The sequence below is a fragment of the Demequina rhizosphaerae genome (genome assembly GCF_000971255.1).
Classification (GTDB): domain Bacteria; phylum Actinomycetota; class Actinomycetes; order Actinomycetales; family Demequinaceae; genus Demequina; species Demequina rhizosphaerae.
The window spans coordinates 14,777-33,421 of sequence record NZ_BBMC01000003.1 but is presented as its reverse complement, the minus strand read 5'-3'; the positions used below and the strand labels follow the sequence as shown (position 1 = coordinate 33,421).

Here is an 18,645-nt window from a genome sequence, read left to right as displayed (position 1 = left end):
GGAGAGGAGGGTCCGGGCCGGGGCGGGTGCCCCGGCCCGGAACCCGCGTGTCAGTTCTCGGAGCCGGCGTTGCGGCGCGCGAGCCTCGCGAGCGCGACGCCCACGAGGAAGGCGATCGCCGCGGCACCGACGCCGACCCAGATGAAGCCCGGGCCGTAGGTGTCGAGCCACTCGGGCTCGAACACGCCGAGCTCGATGTCCCACGCCTCGAGGAACGCGAAGAGGAACGAGGCGACGGACAGCGCCACCGCGATCGCGACGAACATCGCGTTGCGCGGCGCCGAGCCCTGGATGGGCTCGCCGGGGACGCGGGGACGCATGCCGAGCAGCGGCTCGATGCGGCCGTGCAGGGCCGGGATCAGCCAGATCGCGGGGATGACGCCGAACAGGACGCCGCTCATGAGGATGTCGACCGCGTAGCCGATGCCCTCGAGGAGCAGGATCGACTCGGGCAGACCCTCGACGAACTCGGCGTCCTCGACGCCGATCCACACCTTCGAGAGGTCGACCAGCGCCGACAGCGCCTTGTCGATGACGACCACCGTGACGGCGGCGATGGCGATCTGCAGGCGGTTGCGCGGGTTCCGCACGAGCGAGCCGGCGATGTAGAGCGCGAGGAACATCTGGATGATGCCCTCGATCTCCGCGAGGCCGGAGAAGTCGCCCATGAGCAGGTCGACGAAGATCACCTCGCCGATCGGGGCTCCGAGCGCGGCCCAGAACGGGTTCAGCAGCGCGACGAGCGCGAGGGGCACGAACACGAAGTAGCTGACGGAGACGTCGACCGGGCCGATCGTCACGTCGGGGATGATCTCGAGCACGAGGTTGGCGACGCCGGACAGCGCCATGGACAGCACGAAGACCATGAGCTTCTGCGAGCCGGTGAGGTCGCGGGGCAGGCCGGCGACGGTACCGCGCAGCCTGCCGGTGCGCTCGTCGGTGGCGGTGGTCTGGGACATGTGGAGCTCCTCCATCAGGACAGGGTGGTGACAGGAGACTGCGGGGTGGGATCGGCCTGCCGCAGGAGCGCGAGCAGGCCGTTCGCGTCGTCCACCACGTCGGTCGCCGTCCCGGCGGCCAGCGCGGTGTCGAGCACGTCGTCGGCGACGGCCCCGCCGCGCACCATGACGCGGTGCGCGATGCCGGCCGCGAGCGCGGCCTCGGCGTCGGCGTGGGGCTTGTCGCCGTAGAACCAGGTGGACGCCGGGTCGGCGTCCGCGATGCGCAGCGCCTCCTCGACGATGCCGGCGTGCGGCTTGCGCATGCCGTGCTCGTCGGAGCAGACGTACGCGCCGATCAGCGGTGCGAGTCCGTGGGACGCGCACGCGTCGCGCACCGCCCGCCCCGAGAGGGTGTTCGACACCACCACGACGGGCATGCCGTGCACCCGGGCGTGGGTCATCGCCTCCGCGACGCCGGCGCGCAGCGTGCGGCGGCTCTTGGCGCGGCCGTAGCGGTGCATGAGGTCGACGCACTCGGCGGCGAGAACCGCGCGGGCGCGCTCGTCGAGGTCCGCGCCGAAGCACTCGACCCAGAACTCGAACGGCCGGGTCTCGGCGAGGGAGTCGCCCTTGCGCTCGGCGCGGCGTCGACGGGCGACGCGGATCATCGCGACCGCGTCGTCCGCGCTGAGCGGCGCCTCAGGGGTCGAGAGCAGCCGCGAGAGGTGCTCGCCGAGCGTCAGCAGCGCGTCGAGGTCGGCGTGCGAGGCCGAGATGACGCCGCCGTGGTCGATGAGCAGCGCGCCGCGGCGGGGCGCGGCGGCGGGGGCGTCGACCGCGGGCTCGGGCGCGGCGGCCGCGTCCGCGGGGACGGCGAGGGCGGCCTCGAACGCGTCGGCGAGCTCGGCGGGCGTGTCGAACACCGCATCCGGACGCTGCGCGACCGCGAACGGCGGGTGGTCGGTGTGCTTGTCGCGCGTGACGATGGCCACGCCGATGCCGGCCCGGCGTGCGGCGACCACGTCGCGGTCGAACGTGTCGCCCACGTACCAGCAGTCGGCGGGCGCGACGCCGGTCGCGGCGGCGGCGAGCTCGAGGATGCGCGGGTTCGGCTTCCGCATCCCGACCTCGTCGGAGTAGACCTGCACGGCGAACGCGTCGATCACGCCCAGCTCCGCGAGGATGCGCCGGTGGCTGCGTCCGGAGTGGGCGTTCGACACGATGCCCACCGGGATCGCGCGGCTGCGCGCGAGCTGCAGCAGGCGCCGCACGCCGGGACGCAGGTGGTGGTCGCTGATGAGGGTCTGGAGCGCGTCGAGCAGCTCCGCGGCCTCGGCGACGAGCAGCGCGCGGGAGCGGGCCGGCAGCTCCGCGGCGAGGAAGTCCTCGACGATCTCGCGGTGGGTCAGCTCGCGTGGCTCGAGGCGGCGGCTCGAGGCGTGCTTCCAGTGGGTGAGGGCGGTGAGCCCCGACTGGAGGCTGCGGCGCACCTCGGTGGGGGCCACGGGCACGAGCCCGCGTTCGAGCATCGCCACGACGAGCGCGGCGGCCTCGTCGAGGCCGGTCTCGCGCTTGGCGGTGGTGACGATGACGCCGCCGAAGTCGAGCAGCAGGGCGCGCGGTCGGTGCAGGACGGCCGCCGCCTCAAGCGCCTCGGGCGCCGGGGAGGAGAGGGTGGAGAAGGTCACGTCGTGGACGCTACTGGAGCGTTCCAGGCGCACACCGTCCCGTTCCCACAAGTTCGCCGGTCGTTCCCCCGTCGTTCACCTGGCGTTCTGCTAGAACTGCAGGGTGACCACGCCCGCCAGGCCCGCGCCGACCATCGTCGACGTCGCCCGCGCGGCGGGGGTGTCCAAGTCACTCGTGTCCCTCGCGATCCGCGGCGACGCGGGCGTGTCCGAGGCGACCCGCTCGCGCATCCTCGAGGTGGCCGACGAGCTCGGCTACCACTCGAACGCGTTGGCGCGCGGACTCGCCCGCGGGCGGACGCAGGTGGTCGGCCTCCTGGTGAGCGACCTCGCGAACCCGTACTTCGCGGACGTCGTCGACGGGATCGAGGCGGACGCCGAGGCCACCGGGCTGGGCACGATCATCGGCCACGGACGCGGCTCGGCCGACGTGCTCGCGCGCCGGCTCGACGAGATCCTCGACCTCGGCGTGGACGGCGTCATCGTCATCTCCGCCATGCTCGACGCGGACACGCTCGACCGCGCCGCCGCCCGCCGCCCCGTCGTCATGGTGGGGCGCCCGTTCGCGCCGCCGCGCCGCGTCAGCGTGGTCCGCAACAACGACGAGCACGGCGCGGAGGCCGCCGTCTCCCACCTGCTCGGGCTCGGTCACCTGCGGATCGCGCACGTCGCCTCGTCCCGCCGGGCCGCGGCCACGGCCCGCCGCGCGAGCTTCGAGAGGACGATGCGCGCCGCGGACCTGGCGCCCATGGTGCTCGACGCCTCGGACGACGGCGTCGCACGGCTGCTCGACCTGGTCGGGACGCCCGGGGGCCCCACGGCGTGCTTCGCGGGCAACGACCGCATCGCGACGGCGGTGCTCGCGGACGCGCTCGAGCGCGGCCTCGAGGTGCCGGGCGACCTCAGCGTGGTGGGCTACGACAACGCCGAGGCCGGGCGCCTCATGCGCCCCGCGCTCACCACGGTCGAGCAGCCGCGCGAGGCGATGGGCCGCGAGGCGATGCGGCTGCTGCGCGCGCGGATCGACGGCGACCGCGAGGTCGCGGAGGTCACGCTCGAGCCGCGGCTGATCGTGCGCGCCTCGACCGGCCCGGCGTCCTAGCCGCCGACGCTCGACTCCCGCACGACCAGCTCGGGCGCGTACACCACATGCCGGGGCCGGTCGCCCTTGGCGCGCGACGCCTCCTCGAGCAGCAGCTCGACGGCGGTGGCGCCGATGAGCTCGCGCGGCTGGCGGATCGACGTGATCGGCACGACGGCCGACGCGGCGAAGGAGATGTCGTCGTAGCCGACGAGGGCGACCTCGTCGGGAACGCGGATCGGGTCGGGCCCGAACAGCAGCGCGCGCTCGACCCCGATCGCGAGCAGGTCGTTGGCCGCGACGATGCCGTCGATGCCGGTCTCCCGGATCAGCGGTCGCAGGGCCTCGCCCACGCGTCGACCCTCGTCGAGCGACATCTCGTCGGTGCCGAAGAGCTGCAGGGTGGCGGAGCCGTGCTCGGCGACCGCGGCCGAGGCGCCGGCGAAGCGGTCGGCGACCTGGCCGATGCGCAGCGGGCCCCCGACGAACGCCAGGCGCCTCCTCCCCTGCTCGAGCAGGTGGCGCGCGGCGAGCGCGCCGCCGGCGGCGTCGTCGACGGACACCGAGGCGAAGCGCGGCTGGTCGGCGCCCCGGTCGACCAGCACCACCGGGATGCCGTGCTTGCGGATCTCCTCGAGGCGCGTGTAGTCGCCCTCGACCGGGGACACGAGGATGCCGCTCACGCGCTGACGCTCGAAGACGTCGAGGTGGTTGGCCTCGCGCTCGGGCGACTCGTCCGAGTTGGCCAGCAGGACGGTGAGACCCTCCTGCGACGCGCGAGCCTCGGCGCCGCGCGCCACGTCGGTGAAGAACGGGTTGCCGACGTCGAGCACCAGCAGCGCGAGGCTCTGGCTGCGGCCCGCGCGGAGCTGGCGGGCCGCGGCGTTGGGGACGTAGCCGAGCTCGTCGATCGCGGCGCGGACACGCTCCACCGTCTCGGCCTTGACCTGGTCGGGTCGGTTGAGCACGTTCGACACGGTCCCCACGGACACGCCCGCCCGAGCGGCGACCTCGCGCACGCTCACCGACATTCCGGCCTCCTCATCGATACGGATGGTCCCGTCAGGATACTGAAACCTTCCATCGATGATCCCAGGCGCGACACGGGCGCAGCGACGCGGGCGCCCTCCGCCAGGGACCGACGTCCCGAGAAGGCGCATCGTTACGCGTTCGAGACCCGATGTCGTTGACACTCCACGAGCCGGACATTAGGTTGCGAAGTATGTGAATCGTTTCACGACGAAGTGAAGCGCAGACGAGCGGATAGGTCGACGATGACAGCTCCCCCAGCCGCATCCCCGGCGGCGCCCACCCTCGTGCTCGATGGCGTGGCGAAGTCCTTCGGTCCCGTGGTCGCACTGCGCTCGGGCAGCCTCACGCTGACACCAGGCTCCGTCCACGCGCTCATCGGAGAGAACGGCGCCGGCAAGTCCACCCTCGTGAAGATCATCGCGGGCCTCTACCAACGCGACGCGGGCACGTTCGAGTACCTCGGCGAACCCGTCGACTTCACCACGACCGCGGAGTCGAAGGACGCCGGCATCGCGGTGATCTACCAGGAGCCCACGCTGTTCCCCGACCTCAGCGTGACCGAGAACGTCTTCATGGGCCGCCAGCCCACGCTGTCGCTCGGCCGCATCGACAAGAAGGCGATGCGCGACGAGGTGGTGGCGCTGTTCGAGCAGCTCGGCGTCCACGTCGACCCGGACCGCCCCACGCGCGGCCTTTCGATCGCGGACCAGCAGCTCGTCGAGATCGCGAAGGCGATGTCGCTCGACGCGAAGGTGCTGGTCATGGACGAGCCCACCGCGGCGCTCTCCGGCGTCGAGGTCGAGCGGCTGTTCACGGTGGCGCGGGCGCTGCGCGACGAGGGCCGCGCGATCCTCTTCATCTCCCACCGCTTCGACGAGGTCTTCGACCTGTGCGACACGGTCACGGTCATGCGCGACGGCGAGTACATCTCGACGAGCGCGATCGCCGACACGACGGTGGACCAGCTCGTGCGCGAGATGGTCGGCCGCGACGTCACCGACCTCTTCCCCAAGGTGGTCGCCCCGGTGGGCGACGTGCTGCTCGAGGTCGACGGGCTCACCCGCACCGGCGTCTTCCACGACGTCAGCTTCGAGGTGCGGGCCGGCGAGATCGTCGCCCTCGCGGGCCTCGTCGGCGCGGGCCGGTCCGAGATCGCCCGCGCCGCCTTCGGCGTCGATCCGTACGACGAGGGCATGGTGACCGTGGCGGGCAAGCCGCTGCCGGGCGGCGACCCGACCGCGGCGATGCGCCGCGGCCTCGCGCTCATCCCCGAGGACCGGCGCCGGCAGGGCGCCGTGCTCGACTCGGGGATCGCCAGGAACGTGACCCTCACGATCCGCGACCGGCTCACGCGCTACGGCGTGCTCACGAACGGCGCGGAGAACGCGTCCGCCCGGGAGTGGGCGGCGCGCTTCGAGGTGCGCGCGCCCTCGCTCGACACGCTCGCGGGCACCCTGTCGGGCGGCAACCAGCAGAAGGTCGTCATCGCGAAGTGGCTTGCGACCGAGCCCAGCGTCCTCATCGTCGACGAGCCCACGCGAGGCATCGACGTGGGCACGAAGTCCGAGGTGCACCGCCTCCTGTCCGACCTCGCGGGCCAGGGCCTCGCGATCCTTATGATCTCGTCCGAGCTGCCCGAGGTCCTCGGCATGGCGGATCGCGTGCTCGTGGTCCACGAAGGACGCATCACCGCGAACCTCACGCGCGAGGAGGCCACCCCCGAGGCGGTCATGCACGCCGCGACCCACAGCCTGGAGGACGCCCGATGACGCTCACCGACGTCCGCGACCGCGTCGCCGAGCGAGGCCTCGGCACCCGCGCCCTCGACCTGCTCAAGCAGCGCGAGGTGGGTGTGCTCGCCGCGTTCGTGCTCGTGGTGGTGGTCACCACGATCAAGAACCCCAACTTCCTGTTCTCGAACGACGGCTTCCGCGACCTGCTCCTCACGCCGTCGCTCCTCATGCTCCTCGCCGTCGGCCAGGCGATGGTGATCATCACCCGCAACGTGGACCTGTCGGTCGGCTCGGTGATGGGCCTCACGGCCTACCTGGTCGGCACGGTCTTCGTCGACATGCCCTGGCTCCCCTGGCCCACGGTGTTCCTCATCGGGCTCGCCTTCGGCGGCGTGCTCGGCCTCGTCAACGGCCTGGTCGTCGCCTACGCGAAGGTGCCCAGCCTCGTGGTGACCCTCGGAACGCTCTACGCCTTCCGCGGCATCAACGTGATGTGGACCGGCTCGGACCGCATCAACGCCTCGGACATGCCGCGCGGCTTCCTCGACCTCGGCACCAGCGCCGTGTGGCGCATCCCGGTGATCACGATCATCGCGCTCGTGGTGCTGGCAGCTGCCGGCTGGTACATGACGACGCAGCGCGCCGGCCGCGAGTACTACGCCATGGGATCCGACCCGGACGCCGCGACGCTGTACGGGCTCAAGGTGCGCCGCCGCCTCATCACCGCGTTCATGGTGTCGGGCGCGCTCGCCGGCCTCGCGGGCGTCCTCTACGCCGCGCGCTACGGCACCGTGAACTCGCAGGTCGGCTCGGGATACGAGCTGCAGTCCGTGGGAGCGGCGGTCATCGGCGGCGTCGCCATCTTCGGCGGCAGCGGCACGGTCTTCGGCGCCGCGATCGGCGCCTTCCTGCTCATGACCATCAACCGCGCGCTGCCGGTCCTGGGCGTGCAGGACTTCTGGCAGCAGGCCGTGGTCGGCGCGCTCATCATCGGCGCCATCGTGCTCGACCGGTTCGCCGCGACCAGACAGGAACGCAGGCTCGCGAAGGAGAGGGAGTCGACCCGTGTCTAACGCCACCCTCGCCCCGCCGACCGAGCGGACCTACCGCGACTTCCAGCGTCCGCTGTGGCAGCGCGTGCTGCTCACCCGCGAGATGGCCGTCATCGGCGCGCTCGTCCTGGTGATCGCCTACGCGAGCCTCACGGTCCGCAACTTCGGCGCGCCCATCACGTACACGTACCTGTTCCTCGACGTGGCGGCGATCCTGCTCATCGCGCTGCCGATGACCCTCATCATCATCACCGGCGAGATCGACCTGTCGGTGGCGTCGGTGGTCGGACTGTCCTCGGTGCTCACGGGCACGCTCCACCAGGCGGGCCTGCCCTTCGCGCTCGCGGCGCTCATCGCGATCGTCGCGGGGGCCGTGGCGGGCTCGATCAACGGCTTCCTCGTCACCGTGGTGGGACTGCCCTCGCTCGCGGTCACGATCGGCACGCTCGCGCTCTTCCGCGGCCTCGCGGTCGGGCTGCTCGGCACCACCGCGATCACCGACTTCCCCGAGACGTGGCGCGACCTCGCCACGTCGAAGATCCCGGGCACGCCGATCCCGAGCGTCGTGATCCTCATCGCGGTGCTGGCGGTCGTGTTCGGATGGCTGCTGCACTTCACCCCGTTCGGCCGCGGCATCTTCGCGATCGGCCAGTCGAAGGAGGCCGCCCACTTCTCAGGCGTCCGGGTCGAGCGCACCAAGCTCATCCTCTTCGTCCTCAGCGGCAGCGTCGCGGCGCTCGCCGGCATCTACTACACGCTGCGCTACGGCAGCGCACGCGGCGACAACGCGACCGGCCTCGAGCTGAGCGTCGTCGCGGCGGTGCTGCTCGGCGGCGTGAGCATCTTCGGAGGGCGCGGCGCGCTCCACGGCCCGATCGCCGGCGCGCTGCTCATCGGCGCCATGGCGAGCGCGCTGCGCCTCGCCAGCGTCACCTCCGACGTCATCAACGTGATCACGGGCACCCTGCTGATCCTGTCCGTGGTCATGCCGAGCCTCCTCGCCTGGGCCCAGTCCTGGCGCGCCAGAAGGCGAGGGAAGAGAAAGGGCGAGACGTCCGCGCATGCGGGCGCGGACCCAGGGACAGCGGCCTCGGGCTGATACCCGAGGCGAGCCAACACAGGGAGGGTAGACAATGAAGTTCCCGATCACGAAGGCCCGCGGCGGCATCGTCGCCGTCGCGGCAGCGCTCGCGCTGGCCGTCGCCGGCTGCTCCTCGGACAGCTCGTCCGACGAGTCCTCGGACGGCGCGTCCGGAGACGCGATGGGCGGCGGCGACGCCAACCTCGCCATCACGTTCCTGCCGAAGAACCTCGGCAACGCCTACTTCGACACGTCCGATGCGGGCGGCGAGACGGCGATCATGGAGTTCGGCGGCACCTACGAGGAGGTCGGACCGGCCGAGGCCGGCCCCGACGCGCAGGTCAGCTACATCAACACGCTGACCCAGCAGGGCGTGGGCGGCATCGTGGTGTCGGCCAACGACCCGGCCGCGATCTGCGACGCGCTCAACGAGGCCCGCGACAACGGGGTCAAGGTCGTCACGTTCGACTCTGACACGAACCCCGAGTGCCGCGACCTGTTCATCAACCAGGCCACCGCGGACGGCATCGCCCAGGTCCAGGTCGACATGATCGCCGAGCAGATCGGCGACGAGGGCCAGGTGGCGATCCTGTCCGCCTCGGCCAACGCGACCAACCAGAACGCGTGGATCGCGACCATGGAGGAGATCTTCGCGGCCGACCACCCGAACATCGAGCTGGTCGACACCGTCTACGGCGACGACGACGACCAGACGTCGTTCGACAAGACCGCGGCGCTGCTGCAGACCTACCCCGACCTCAAGGGCATCATCTCGCCCACCACGGTCGGCATCTCGGCCGCGGCCCGCTACCTGTCGACGTCCGACTACAAGGGCGAGGTCGCGCTCACCGGTCTCGGCACGCCGAACCAGATGCGCGAGTACGTCGAGGACGGCACCGTCACCGAGTTCGCGCTCTGGAACCCGGCCGACCTCGGCTACCTCGCGGCCTACGCCGCGAAGGCGCTCATCGAGGGCGAGATCACGGGCGCGGAGGGTGACACCTTCGAGGCCGGCGACCTCGGCTCGTACGAGGTCGGCGCGGACGCCACCGTGCTGCTCGGCGACCCGTACCGCTTCAACGCGGACAACATCGGCGACTTCGACTTCTAGGAGCCGTCACCTGGGGCCCGGTCCGATGCGCGCGGCGCACCGGGCCGGGCCTCGCCATTCGCGGCGGACTTGACCTCAGCATCGTCCCCGGCTAGGTTTGAATCGTTTCAACGCCCCCTCGGGCCGAGCGGTCGACGTCGACCGACGCCACCCCGGGGCCCGATCTCGAAGGAGAGACCCATGGCCTTCAGCAGCCACGTCGCAAGCCGCCTCGAGGAGCAGGCCATCGAGCTGCCCTCGTGGGCGTTCGGCAACTCCGGCACCCGCTTCCGCGTGTTCGGCACCCCCGGCACCCCGCGCGACCCGTTCGAGAAGATCGCGGACGCCGCACAGGTGCACAAGTACACGGGGCTGGCGCCGTCGGTGGCGCTGCACATCCCGTGGGACAAGGTCGACGACTACGCGGAGCTGCGCAAGCACGCCGAGGACCACGGCGTCGCGCTCGGCACCATCAACTCGAACACCTTCCAGGACGAGGACTACAAGTTCGGCTCGCTCGCGCACCGCGACGACCGCATCCGTCGCAAGGCGATCGACCACCACCTCGAGTGCATCGACATCATGGACGAGACCGGGTCGCGGGACCTGAAGATCTGGCTCGCGGACGGCACCAACTACGCCGGCCAGGACGACATGCGCGGCCGCCAGGACCGCATGGCAGAGTCGCTGCGCGAGATCTACGCGCGCATCGGCGAGCACCAGCGCCTGGTGCTCGAGTACAAGATCTTCGAGCCCGCGTTCTACCACATGGACGTGCCGGACTGGGGTACGAGCTACGCGCAGGTGGCGGCTCTCGGCGAGCGCGCCACGGTGTGCCTCGACACCGGCCACCACGCGCCCAGCACCAACATCGAGTTCATCGTCATGCAGCTGCTGCGCCTGGGCAAGCTCGGCTCGTTCGACTTCAACTCGCGCAACTACGCGGACGACGACCTCATCGTGGGCGCCGCGGACCCGTTCCAGCTGTTCCGCATCATCGTCGAGGTGATCCGCGGCGGCGGCTACGGCAAGGACGGTGACACCGCGTTCATGCTCGACCAGTGCCACAACGTCGAGGACAAGATCCCCGGCCAGATCCGGTCGGTGCTGAACGTCCAGGAGATGACGGCGCGCGCGCTGCTGCTCGACCGCGAGGCGCTCACCTCGGCCCAGGTCGAGGGCGACGTCCTCACCGCGAACGGCATCTTCATGGACGCCTTCTACACCGACGTGCGCGCGGACCTCGCCGCCTGGCGCGAGGAGCGCGGCCTGCCGGCCGACCCGATGGCCGCCTTCGCCGACTCCGGCTACCTCACCTCGATCGCCGAGGAGCGCGTCGGCGGCGTGCAGGCGGGCTGGGGCGCCTGAGACCCATGGCCCGCGTGTGCTTCACCCTCCAGGTCGACCCCGGCCGCCTGGAGGAGTACGTCGACGCGCATCGTGCCGTGTGGCCCGAGATGCTCGAGGCCATCCGCGATGCCGGGCGCAGGAACTACTCGCTGTTCCTGCGCCCGGACGGGCTGCTCGTCGGCTACTACGAGACCGATGACGACGCCGCCTCGGCGGCCGCCCTCGCCGCCGACCCGCGCACCTCGCGCTGGGAGGAGACGATGGCGCCGTTCTTCGTCGCACTCGAGGGCGAGCGCGCCGACCAGGGAGCACCGCAGCTCCCCGAGGTCTTCAACCTCGCCGACCAGCTCTCCGCCGAGGGCCTGAGGCCCTGACACCAGACCTGCCGCTGGACACCTGTCCCGGCATCCGATTCCTGCCCCCGGAAAGGACATCCCCATGACCAACCCCACCGCCGCGGAGCTCATCGCGCGCTCGAACCGCCTCGGCTCCGACCCCAAGAACACCAACTACGCCGGCGGCAACACGTCCGCCAAGGGCACCGACCTCGACCCCGCCACCGGCGAGCAGGTCGAGCTCGTCTGGGTCAAGGGCTCGGGAGGCGACCTCGGCACGCTCGGCACCAACGGCCTCGCCGTGCTCCGCCTCGACCGCCTGCGCGGCCTGGTCGACACGTACCCGGGCGTCGAGCGCGAGGACGAGATGGTCGCCGCGTTCGACTACTGCCTCCACGGTCGCGGCGGCGCCGCTCCGTCGATCGACACCGCGATGCACGGCCTCGTCGACGCCGCCCACGTCGACCACCTCCACCCCGACGCCGGCATCGCCATCGCGACCGCCGTCGACGGCGAGGAGCTGACGCGCACGATCTTCGGCGACACGGTCGTGTGGGTGCCGTGGCGCCGCCCCGGCTTCCAGCTGGGCCTCGACATCGCGGAGATCAAGGAGGCCAACCCGCAGGCGATCGGCTGCGTGCTCGGCGGCCACGGCATCACGGCGTGGGGCGACACGTCCGACGAGTGCGAGGCGCGCTCGCTCGAGATCATCGACACCGCGGCCCGCTACATCGCCGAGCACGGCAAGGCCGAGCCCTTCGGCCCCGCGCTCGAGGGCTTCGGCGCGCTCGAGGACGAGGCGCGCAAGGCCAAGGCGATCGCGCTGGCTCCCGTGATCCGCGGCATCGCGTCGTACGACAAGCCGATGGTGGGCCACTTCACCGACGCCGACGTCGTGCTCGACTTCCTCGGTCACGCCGAGCACCCGCGCCTCGCGGCGCTGGGCACCTCCTGCCCCGACCACTTCCTGCGCACCAAGGTCAAGCCGATGGTCCTCGACCTCCCGGCCGACGCCTCGATCGAGGACTCGATCGCGCGCCTGCACGAGCTCCACGAGGAGTACCGCAAGGACTACCAGGCGTACTACGACGCGCACGCGACCGACGACTCCCCCGCGATCCGCGGCGCGGACCCGGCCATCGTGCTCGTGCCGGGCGTCGGCATGTTCTCGTTCGGCGCGAACAAGCAGACCGCGCGCGTGGCCGGCGAGTTCTACATCAACGCGATCAACGTGATGCGCGGCGCCGAGGCGCTGTCGACCTACACGCCCATCTCGGACGCCGAGAAGTTCAACATCGAGTACTGGGCCCTCGAGGAGGCCAAGCTCCAGCGCATGCCCAAGCCGAAGTCGCACGCCACCCGCGTCGCCTTCGTCACCGGCGCCGCGTCGGGCATCGGCAAGGCCATCGCGACCCGCCTCGCGGCCGAGGGCGCCTGCGTCGTCATCGCGGACCTCGACCTCGAGAAGGCGCAGGCCGCGGCCGCCGAGCTCGGCAGCACCGACGTCGCCGTCGGCGTGGCGGCGAACGTCGCGGACCCCGCCGCCGTCGAGGCGGCCATCGGCGAGGCCGTGCTGGCCTTCGGCGGCGTCGACCTCATCGTCAACAACGCCGGACTGTCGCTGTCGAAGCCGCTGCTCGAGACCACCGAGAAGGACTGGGACCTCCAGCACGACGTCATGGCGAAGGGCTCGTTCCTGGTCTCCCAGGCGGCGGCCCGCGTGATGATCCCGCAGCAGATGGGCGGCGACATCGTCTACATCGCGTCGAAGAACTCGCTGTTCGCCGGGCCCAACAACATCGCGTACTCGGCGACCAAGGCGGACCAGGCGCACCAGGTGCGCCTGCTCGCGGTCGAGCTCGGCGAGCACGGCATCAAGGTGAACGGCATCAACCCCGACGGCGTGGTCCGCGGCTCCGGCATCTTCGCCGGCGGCTGGGGCGCCAACCGCGCCAAGACCTACGGAATCGAGGAGGAGAAGTTGGGCGAGTTCTACGCGCAGCGCACCATCCTGAAGCGCGAGGTGCTCCCCGAGCACGTCGCGAACGCCACGGCCATCCTGACCGGGCCCGACATGACGCACACCACCGGCCTGCACATCCCCGTGGACGCAGGCGTGGCCGCGGCCTTCCTCCGATGACGGCCGCGGTCGCCGCGGTCGACCTGGGCGCGACCTCCGGTCGCGTCATGGTCGGGCAGATCGGCCCCGACACCCTCGAGCTGCGTCAGCTCGCGAGGTTCGCCAACGGCCCCGTCCGCACCCCGGACGGGCTCCACTGGAACCTCCAGCAGCTGTACACGCACGTGCTCGACGGGCTGCGCTCCGCGGCCCGCTGGGACGAGGGCATCCGGTCCATCGGCATCGACTCATGGGCCGTCGACTACGCCCTCCTCCGCGGCGACCGCGTCCTCGGGGAACCGTTCCACTATCGCGACGAGCGCACCGCGCACGGCGTCGAGCTCGTCCACGCGGACGAGCCGTTCTCCCTGCTGTACGCGCGCAACGGGCTCCAGTTCCTGCCCTTCAACACGCTCTACCAGCTCGCGGTCGAGCGCGAGACGGGCATGCTCGACGTCGCGGACCGGATGCTCCTCGTGCCGGACCTCATGGCCTGGTACCTCACCGGCGCCACGGTGGCGGAGGCGACCAACGCCTCCACCACCGGCCTGCTCGACGTCAGCACCAAGGAGTGGGACGGCGAGCTGATGGACCGGCTGCGCCTCCCGCGCGGCCTGTTCCCCCGCATCGTGCAGCCGGGCGAGACGATCGGCACGGTCCTCCCCCACCTCGCCGAGACCACGGGCCTCGCCGAGGGGGTGCCCGTGGTCGCGGTGGGCTCGCACGACACCGCCTCCGCGGTGGTCGCGACGCCCATGACCGAGCCCGGCGGCGCGTACATCTCGTGCGGTACCTGGGGCCTCGTGGGCGTCGAGACCGAGGCGCCCGTGCTCACCCGCACCGCCGAGCGCGCCAACTTCACCAACGAGGGCGGCGTGGACGGTCGCACGCGGTTCCTGCACAACGTGATGGGCCTGTGGCTGCTGTCCGAGACCATCCGCACGTGGGAGAAGGAAGGCTCCACGATCGAGCTCGAGAAGCTGCTCGCGCAGGCCGCCGCCGTCGCGGACGAGATGCCGATCTTCGACGCCAACGACGAGGTCTTCATGGCGCCCGGCGACATGCCCGCGCGGATCTCGACCTGGCTGTCGGAGCGGAGCCTGCGGGTCCCCGCCACGCGCGCGGAGATGGCGCGCTGCATCATCGAGAGCCTCGCGCAGGCCTTCGCCGACGCGGTGCACGATGCGGGGGCGCTGTCCGCGCAGGACGTCGGCCGGATCCACATCACCGGCGGCGGCTCGCTCAACGAGCTGCTGTGCCAGCGCACCGCCGACCGTTCCGGGCTGCCCGTCATGGCCGGCCCGGTCGAGGCCACCGCGATCGGCAACGTGCTGATCCAGGGGCGCGCCCTGGGCGCGGTGAGCGGCTCGCTCGAGTCGCTCCGCGACCTGGTGGCGCGTACGTTCAACCCACGAGTGTTCACCCCGAAGGGACTGTAGAGATGAAGATGGAGCGCCGGATCCCCCGGCCGGCGGACCTGGCTCCGCTCATGCGCTTCAAGCCGCTCGAGCTGGACGGACGCAAGCGCCGCCTGGCCAAGGCCCACACCATCGCGGACCTGCGACGGATCGCGAAGCGCCGCACCCCCAAGGGCGCCTTCGACTACACGGACGGCGCCGCCGAGGAGGAGCTGTCGCTCGCCCGCGCCCGGCGCGCGTTCCGCGAGATCGAGTTCCACCCGGCGATCCTGCGCGACGTGTCGAACGTCGACACGTCGGTCGAGATCTTCGGCGGCCGCTCGGCCCTCCCCTTCGGCATCGCCCCCACCGGCTTCACGCGCATGATGCAGGCCGAGGGCGAGCGGGCGGGCGCGTCCGCCGCGGGCGCGGCGGGCATCCCGTTCTCGCTGTCGACGCTCGGCACCACGTCGCCCGAGGGCGTGCGCGAGGCCAACCCCGACGGCCGCAACTGGTTCCAGCTGTACATGCAGAAGGACCGCGACAAGTCGATGCAGCTGATGAACCGCGCCGCGGAGGCCGGCTTCGACACGCTGCTCGTCACGGTCGACGTGCCCGCCGCGGGAGCGCGCCTGCGCGACAGCTACAACGGCTTCACCATCCCGCCGCAGCTCACCCCGAAGACGGTGCTCAACGCGATCCCCCGGCCCGAGTGGTGGTGGAACTTCCTCACCACGGAGCCGTTGGCCTTCGCGTCGCTGTCCGAGTGGAACGGCACCATCGGCGAGCTGCTCGACAGCCTCTTCGATCCGACGGTCGACTTCGACGACCTCGAGTGGATCCGCGACCAGTGGCCCGGCAAGGTCGCCGTCAAGGGCATCCAGACGCTCGACGACGCGAAGGCCGTGGTCGACCGCGGCGTCGACGGCATCGTGCTGTCGAACCACGGCGGCCGCCAGCTCGACCGCGCCCCCATCCCCTTCCACCTGCTGCCCTCCGTCGCGGCGGAGCTCAAGGGCAGGACCGAGATCGTGGTGGACACCGGCATCATGGCCGGCGCGGACATCGTCGCGGCGCTCGCGTGCGGTGCGGACTTCACGCTCGTGGGCCGCGCGTACCTCTACGGGCTCATGGCCGGCGGCCGCGAGGGCGTCGACCGTGCGGTCGAGATCCTGTCGAAGGAGATCGTCCGCACGATGAAGCTGCTGGGCGTCTCGTCGGTGGCCGAGCTCAACCCGGACCATGTCACGCAGCTCCAGCGCATGGTGCCGGTAGCGGCGCCGAGGAAGCCTGCCGCGCGCCGCCGTCCGGCCGCGAAGGCGAGCACCTCCTCCTAGGCGGATCCGGAGCCGACGAGGGGCCCGGGGCTGTCAGCCCCGGGCCCCTCGCCTTCCCCCTACTTCTCGGTGAACGTGTCCGTGAGGACCGTGTCGACCGAGCCGCCGACGTGGACGGTGAAGGTGCCGGTGGGGGTCACCCATCCGCCCGCGTCCGTGTCGTAGTACTCGAGGAGGTGCAGGTCCTCGAGATCCTCCGCGGTGAACGTCACCTGGACGTTCTGGTGCTCGCCCGGATCGAGCGTGACCCGCGCCCAGCCCGCGAGCCGCTTCGACGGCTCGTCGGCGGTGGCGGGCAACTCGAGGTAGACCTGGGCCACCTCGGTCGCCGTGGCGTCACCGGTGTTGGTGAGCCGGAACCGCACCCGCAGGTCGTTCGACCCCTTGTGCTCGGTGGGCGTCACCTGGAGCTTCGAGTAGTCGAACTCCGAGTAGGTGAGGCCGTGGCCGAACTCGAACAGCGGCTCGACATCGTTGGCCTCCCACCAGCGGTAGCCGACCTCGAGGCCCTCGGTGTAGTCCACCTGCCGGATGCCGTCCTCGTCGGTGATGCCGGGGTACTGCTCCTCGGTGAGGAGAGGACCGTCCTCGATCGACGCGGGGAACGTCATCGGCAGCCTGCCCGACGGCGACACGTCGCCGTAGACGAGGGACGCGAGCGCGGGTCCGAAGACCTCGCCCGGGTACCACATCTCGAGGATGGCCGACACGTCGTCGACCCACGGCATCTCGACCGCGGTGCCCGTGGTGAGCACGACCACCGTCTCGTCGTTGGCCGCGGCGACCGCCTCGATGAGCGCGTCTCCGTCGCCCATGAGCGCGAGGTCGGCAGGGTCGGAGAACTCCCCGTTCGTCTTGTAGCCGAAGACGATGGCGACGTCCGCGGCGGCAGCCGTCTCGGCGGCGGCGGCAAGGTCGCTGCCGTCGTCGAACACGACGTCCACGCCGCGGTCGGTGAACGCGTCGAGCGGCGCCACCATGTCCTCGCAGGTGAGCGTGGTGCCTCCGCTGAACCGCCACGGGAGCGCGCACACCGTGCCGGCGTCCACGTCCGCATCCGGGTCCAGAGCCGCCGTCGGCCCAATGAGGGCGACGGTGGTGTCCTCCGCGAGCGGCAGGGTGCCGTCGTTGGTCAGCAGCACCGAGCCCGACTGCGCCATCTCCAGCGCGATGGCCTTGTGCTCCGGGGTGGAGGCGTCCGCCACCGGCTCGTCCGCGAGCGGGTGGTCGAAAAGGCCGCCGTCGATGTACGCGACGACGACCCGCATCGCCGCCTCCTCGACGCGCTCCTGGGTGATCTCACCGGCGTCGAGCGCGGCGTCCAGGAGGGCCGGCGTGAAGTACCGCGGGCGGTTGAGCTCCTGGTCCATGCCCGCGTTGAGCGACGCCGCCGTCGAGTGGACGGCGCCGAAGTCGCTCACCACGTAGCCGTCGAAGCCCACGTCGTCCTTGAGGACGTCCTCGAGCACCGGATTCTCGCACGCGTACACGCCGTTGATCTGGTTGTACGAGCACATCACCGACGAGGGATCGCTGCGGTCGATCGCGATCTCGAACGGCAGCGAGTAGATCTCGCGAAGCGTGCGCTCGTCGAGGTTGGAGGAGCTGCGCGAGCGGTCGGTCTCCTGCTCGTTCGCCACGTAGTGCTTGAGGTCCGCGAGCACCGCCTTGTCCGGGTCGTTGCCCTCCTCGATGCCGATGACACCGGCCGCGGCCATGAGCCCGCTCAGCACGGCGTCCTCCCCCAGGTACTCGGGCGTGCGTCCCGACAGCGGGGTGCGGCCGCTGGCGATGCCGGGGCCGAGGATGACGTTCTTGCCCTTGTCGAAGGCCTCATCCGCCTGGGCGGCGCCCTTCAGCTCCGCGAGGTCCAGGTCGAAGCTCGCGGCCAGCGCGAGGGTCGCCGGGAAGGCGGTGACCCCGTCCTGGAAGCGGATGCCGTCGGGGCCGTCGGTGTAGACCACCGTGGGGGTGCACGGCACCTGCTCGGGGTACGTCACGCCCCCGAAGGTGGTCTGCTGCGGGCTGTTGGCCGGCTGCTCCACGAGCCACCGGTAGATCTGCTCCTGCGTGCTCGCGTCGAGCAGGGCGGCGGCGCGCGCCTCCGCGGACAGGCTCGTGTCCATCCAGGGGACGGTCGAGCAGTCGACCTCGGCCTCCTCGGCCGCGGTCGCTGGGAGGGTGGCGACCGGCACGAGCAGCGCGCCGGCCGAGGCGGCGACGAGGGCCGCCCGCAGGCCGCCCCTCCGCCTCGTGTGGGGTGTCGAAGTGGACATGGGCTCCTTCTCTCGCCATTGAGGAATGCCTGCGGTTGAATCGGTTCAACCACTGCCGAACCTAGCAGCGCCCCAGGACGCCTGCAACATATGTGCGGATTGCGAAGGCACAGCGTTCTGCCTGGAAGAATGG

General features: G+C 71.4%; 14 protein-coding genes. 10 read left to right on the top strand and 4 right to left on the bottom strand.

Going from position 1 to position 18,645, the window contains the following annotated elements; all coding sequences use genetic code 11:
* Nucleotides 1-50: 50 nt before the first annotated feature.
* A complete protein-coding gene (locus tag AOM07_RS03845) occupies nt 51-959 on the bottom strand; it encodes a DUF8171 family membrane protein (RefSeq protein ID WP_062311491.1) in 909 nt (302 codons plus the stop codon).
* 14 nt (nt 960-973) lie between these two features.
* The gene (locus tag AOM07_RS03840) at nt 974-2,629 is read right to left on the bottom strand and encodes an HAD family hydrolase (RefSeq protein WP_169748127.1); all 1,656 of its coding nucleotides are present in this window, start codon (nt 2,627-2,629) and stop codon (nt 974-976) included.
* Between the two features lie 103 nt (nt 2,630-2,732).
* On the opposite strand from AOM07_RS03840, the gene AOM07_RS03835 reads away from it, so the two are divergent.
* Nucleotides 2,733-3,731 (top strand): LacI family DNA-binding transcriptional regulator, encoded by a 999-nt coding sequence (locus tag AOM07_RS03835; RefSeq protein WP_062311490.1) that lies wholly within the window; start codon nt 2,733-2,735, stop codon nt 3,729-3,731.
* Here AOM07_RS03835 and AOM07_RS03830 read toward each other — a convergent pair.
* Entirely contained in the window at nt 3,728-4,741 is a 1,014-nt protein-coding gene (locus AOM07_RS03830) for a LacI family DNA-binding transcriptional regulator (RefSeq protein ID WP_062311489.1), read from the bottom strand. The genes AOM07_RS03835 and AOM07_RS03830 overlap by 4 nt on opposite strands.
* A 243-nt stretch (nt 4,742-4,984) precedes the next feature.
* Here AOM07_RS03830 and AOM07_RS03825 point away from each other — a divergent pair, with 243 nt between their 5' ends.
* The 9 genes from AOM07_RS03825 to AOM07_RS03785 all read left to right on the top strand — a co-directional run bounded on the left by AOM07_RS03825 (nt 4,985) and on the right by AOM07_RS03785 (nt 16,236).
* Nucleotides 4,985-6,511 carry a sugar ABC transporter ATP-binding protein gene (locus tag AOM07_RS03825; RefSeq protein WP_062311488.1) on the top strand — a complete coding sequence of 509 codons (1,527 nt, stop codon included), beginning with the start codon at nt 4,985-4,987 and terminating at the stop codon, nt 6,509-6,511.
* A complete protein-coding gene (locus tag AOM07_RS03820; RefSeq protein WP_062311487.1) occupies nt 6,508-7,548 on the top strand; it encodes an ABC transporter permease in 1,041 nt (346 codons plus the stop codon). The genes AOM07_RS03825 and AOM07_RS03820 overlap by 4 nt, the downstream gene beginning before the upstream one ends.
* Complete coding sequence (locus tag AOM07_RS03815) at nt 7,541-8,626, top strand: ABC transporter permease (RefSeq protein ID WP_062311486.1); 1,086 nt, start codon at nt 7,541-7,543, stop codon at nt 8,624-8,626. The genes AOM07_RS03820 and AOM07_RS03815 overlap by 8 nt, the downstream gene beginning before the upstream one ends.
* A gap of 34 nt (nt 8,627-8,660) precedes the next feature.
* Nucleotides 8,661-9,719, top strand: coding sequence for a rhamnose ABC transporter substrate-binding protein (rhaS, locus tag AOM07_RS03810; RefSeq protein WP_062311485.1), 1,059 nt, complete (start codon nt 8,661-8,663; stop codon nt 9,717-9,719).
* Nucleotides 9,720-9,899: 180 nt separating this feature from the next.
* Nucleotides 9,900-11,066, top strand: coding sequence for an L-rhamnose isomerase (gene rhaI / locus AOM07_RS03805; RefSeq protein ID WP_062311484.1), 1,167 nt, complete (start codon nt 9,900-9,902; stop codon nt 11,064-11,066).
* A 5-nt stretch (nt 11,067-11,071) separates the two neighbouring features.
* The gene (locus tag AOM07_RS03800) at nt 11,072-11,422 is read left to right on the top strand and encodes an L-rhamnose mutarotase (protein ID WP_062311483.1); all 351 of its coding nucleotides are present in this window, start codon (nt 11,072-11,074) and stop codon (nt 11,420-11,422) included.
* 64 nt (nt 11,423-11,486) lie between these two features.
* Nucleotides 11,487-13,523 carry a bifunctional rhamnulose-1-phosphate aldolase/short-chain dehydrogenase gene (locus AOM07_RS03795; RefSeq protein ID WP_062311482.1) on the top strand — a complete coding sequence of 679 codons (2,037 nt, stop codon included), beginning with the start codon at nt 11,487-11,489 and terminating at the stop codon, nt 13,521-13,523.
* Nucleotides 13,520-14,941: a rhamnulokinase gene (locus AOM07_RS03790; protein ID WP_062311481.1), complete on the top strand. Its 1,422-nt coding sequence runs from the start codon at nt 13,520-13,522 to the stop codon at nt 14,939-14,941. The genes AOM07_RS03795 and AOM07_RS03790 overlap by 4 nt, the downstream gene beginning before the upstream one ends.
* Nucleotides 14,942-14,949: 8 nt before the next feature.
* On the top strand, nt 14,950-16,236 hold the full coding sequence (locus AOM07_RS03785; protein ID WP_062311909.1) for an alpha-hydroxy acid oxidase: 1,287 nt from the start codon (nt 14,950-14,952) through the stop codon (nt 16,234-16,236).
* A gap of 59 nt (nt 16,237-16,295) precedes the next feature.
* On the opposite strand, the gene AOM07_RS03780 is transcribed toward AOM07_RS03785, so the two are convergent.
* The gene (locus AOM07_RS03780) at nt 16,296-18,512 is read right to left on the bottom strand and encodes a beta-glucosidase (protein WP_062311480.1); all 2,217 of its coding nucleotides are present in this window, start codon (nt 18,510-18,512) and stop codon (nt 16,296-16,298) included.
* Nucleotides 18,513-18,645 lie beyond the last annotated feature (133 nt).

Coding starts and splice junctions, on each gene's coding strand:
- AOM07_RS03845 (WP_062311491.1), bottom strand. CDS start 959: ATGTCCCAGACCACCGCCACCGACGAGCGCACCGGCAGGCTGCGCGGT.
- AOM07_RS03830 (WP_062311489.1), bottom strand. CDS start 4,741: ATGTCGGTGAGCGTGCGCGAGGTCGCCGCTCGGGCGGGCGTGTCCGTG.
- AOM07_RS03825 (WP_062311488.1), top strand. CDS start 4,985: ATGACAGCTCCCCCAGCCGCATCCCCGGCGGCGCCCACCCTCGTGCTC.
- AOM07_RS03820 (WP_062311487.1), top strand. CDS start 6,508: ATGACGCTCACCGACGTCCGCGACCGCGTCGCCGAGCGAGGCCTCGGC.
- rhaS (WP_062311485.1), top strand. CDS start 8,661: ATGAAGTTCCCGATCACGAAGGCCCGCGGCGGCATCGTCGCCGTCGCG.
- rhaI (WP_062311484.1), top strand. CDS start 9,900: ATGGCCTTCAGCAGCCACGTCGCAAGCCGCCTCGAGGAGCAGGCCATC.
- AOM07_RS03800 (WP_062311483.1), top strand. CDS start 11,072: ATGGCCCGCGTGTGCTTCACCCTCCAGGTCGACCCCGGCCGCCTGGAG.
- AOM07_RS03795 (WP_062311482.1), top strand. CDS start 11,487: ATGACCAACCCCACCGCCGCGGAGCTCATCGCGCGCTCGAACCGCCTC.
- AOM07_RS03790 (WP_062311481.1), top strand. CDS start 13,520: ATGACGGCCGCGGTCGCCGCGGTCGACCTGGGCGCGACCTCCGGTCGC.
- AOM07_RS03785 (WP_062311909.1), top strand. CDS start 14,950: ATGGAGCGCCGGATCCCCCGGCCGGCGGACCTGGCTCCGCTCATGCGC.
- AOM07_RS03780 (WP_062311480.1), bottom strand. CDS start 18,512: ATGTCCACTTCGACACCCCACACGAGGCGGAGGGGCGGCCTGCGGGCG.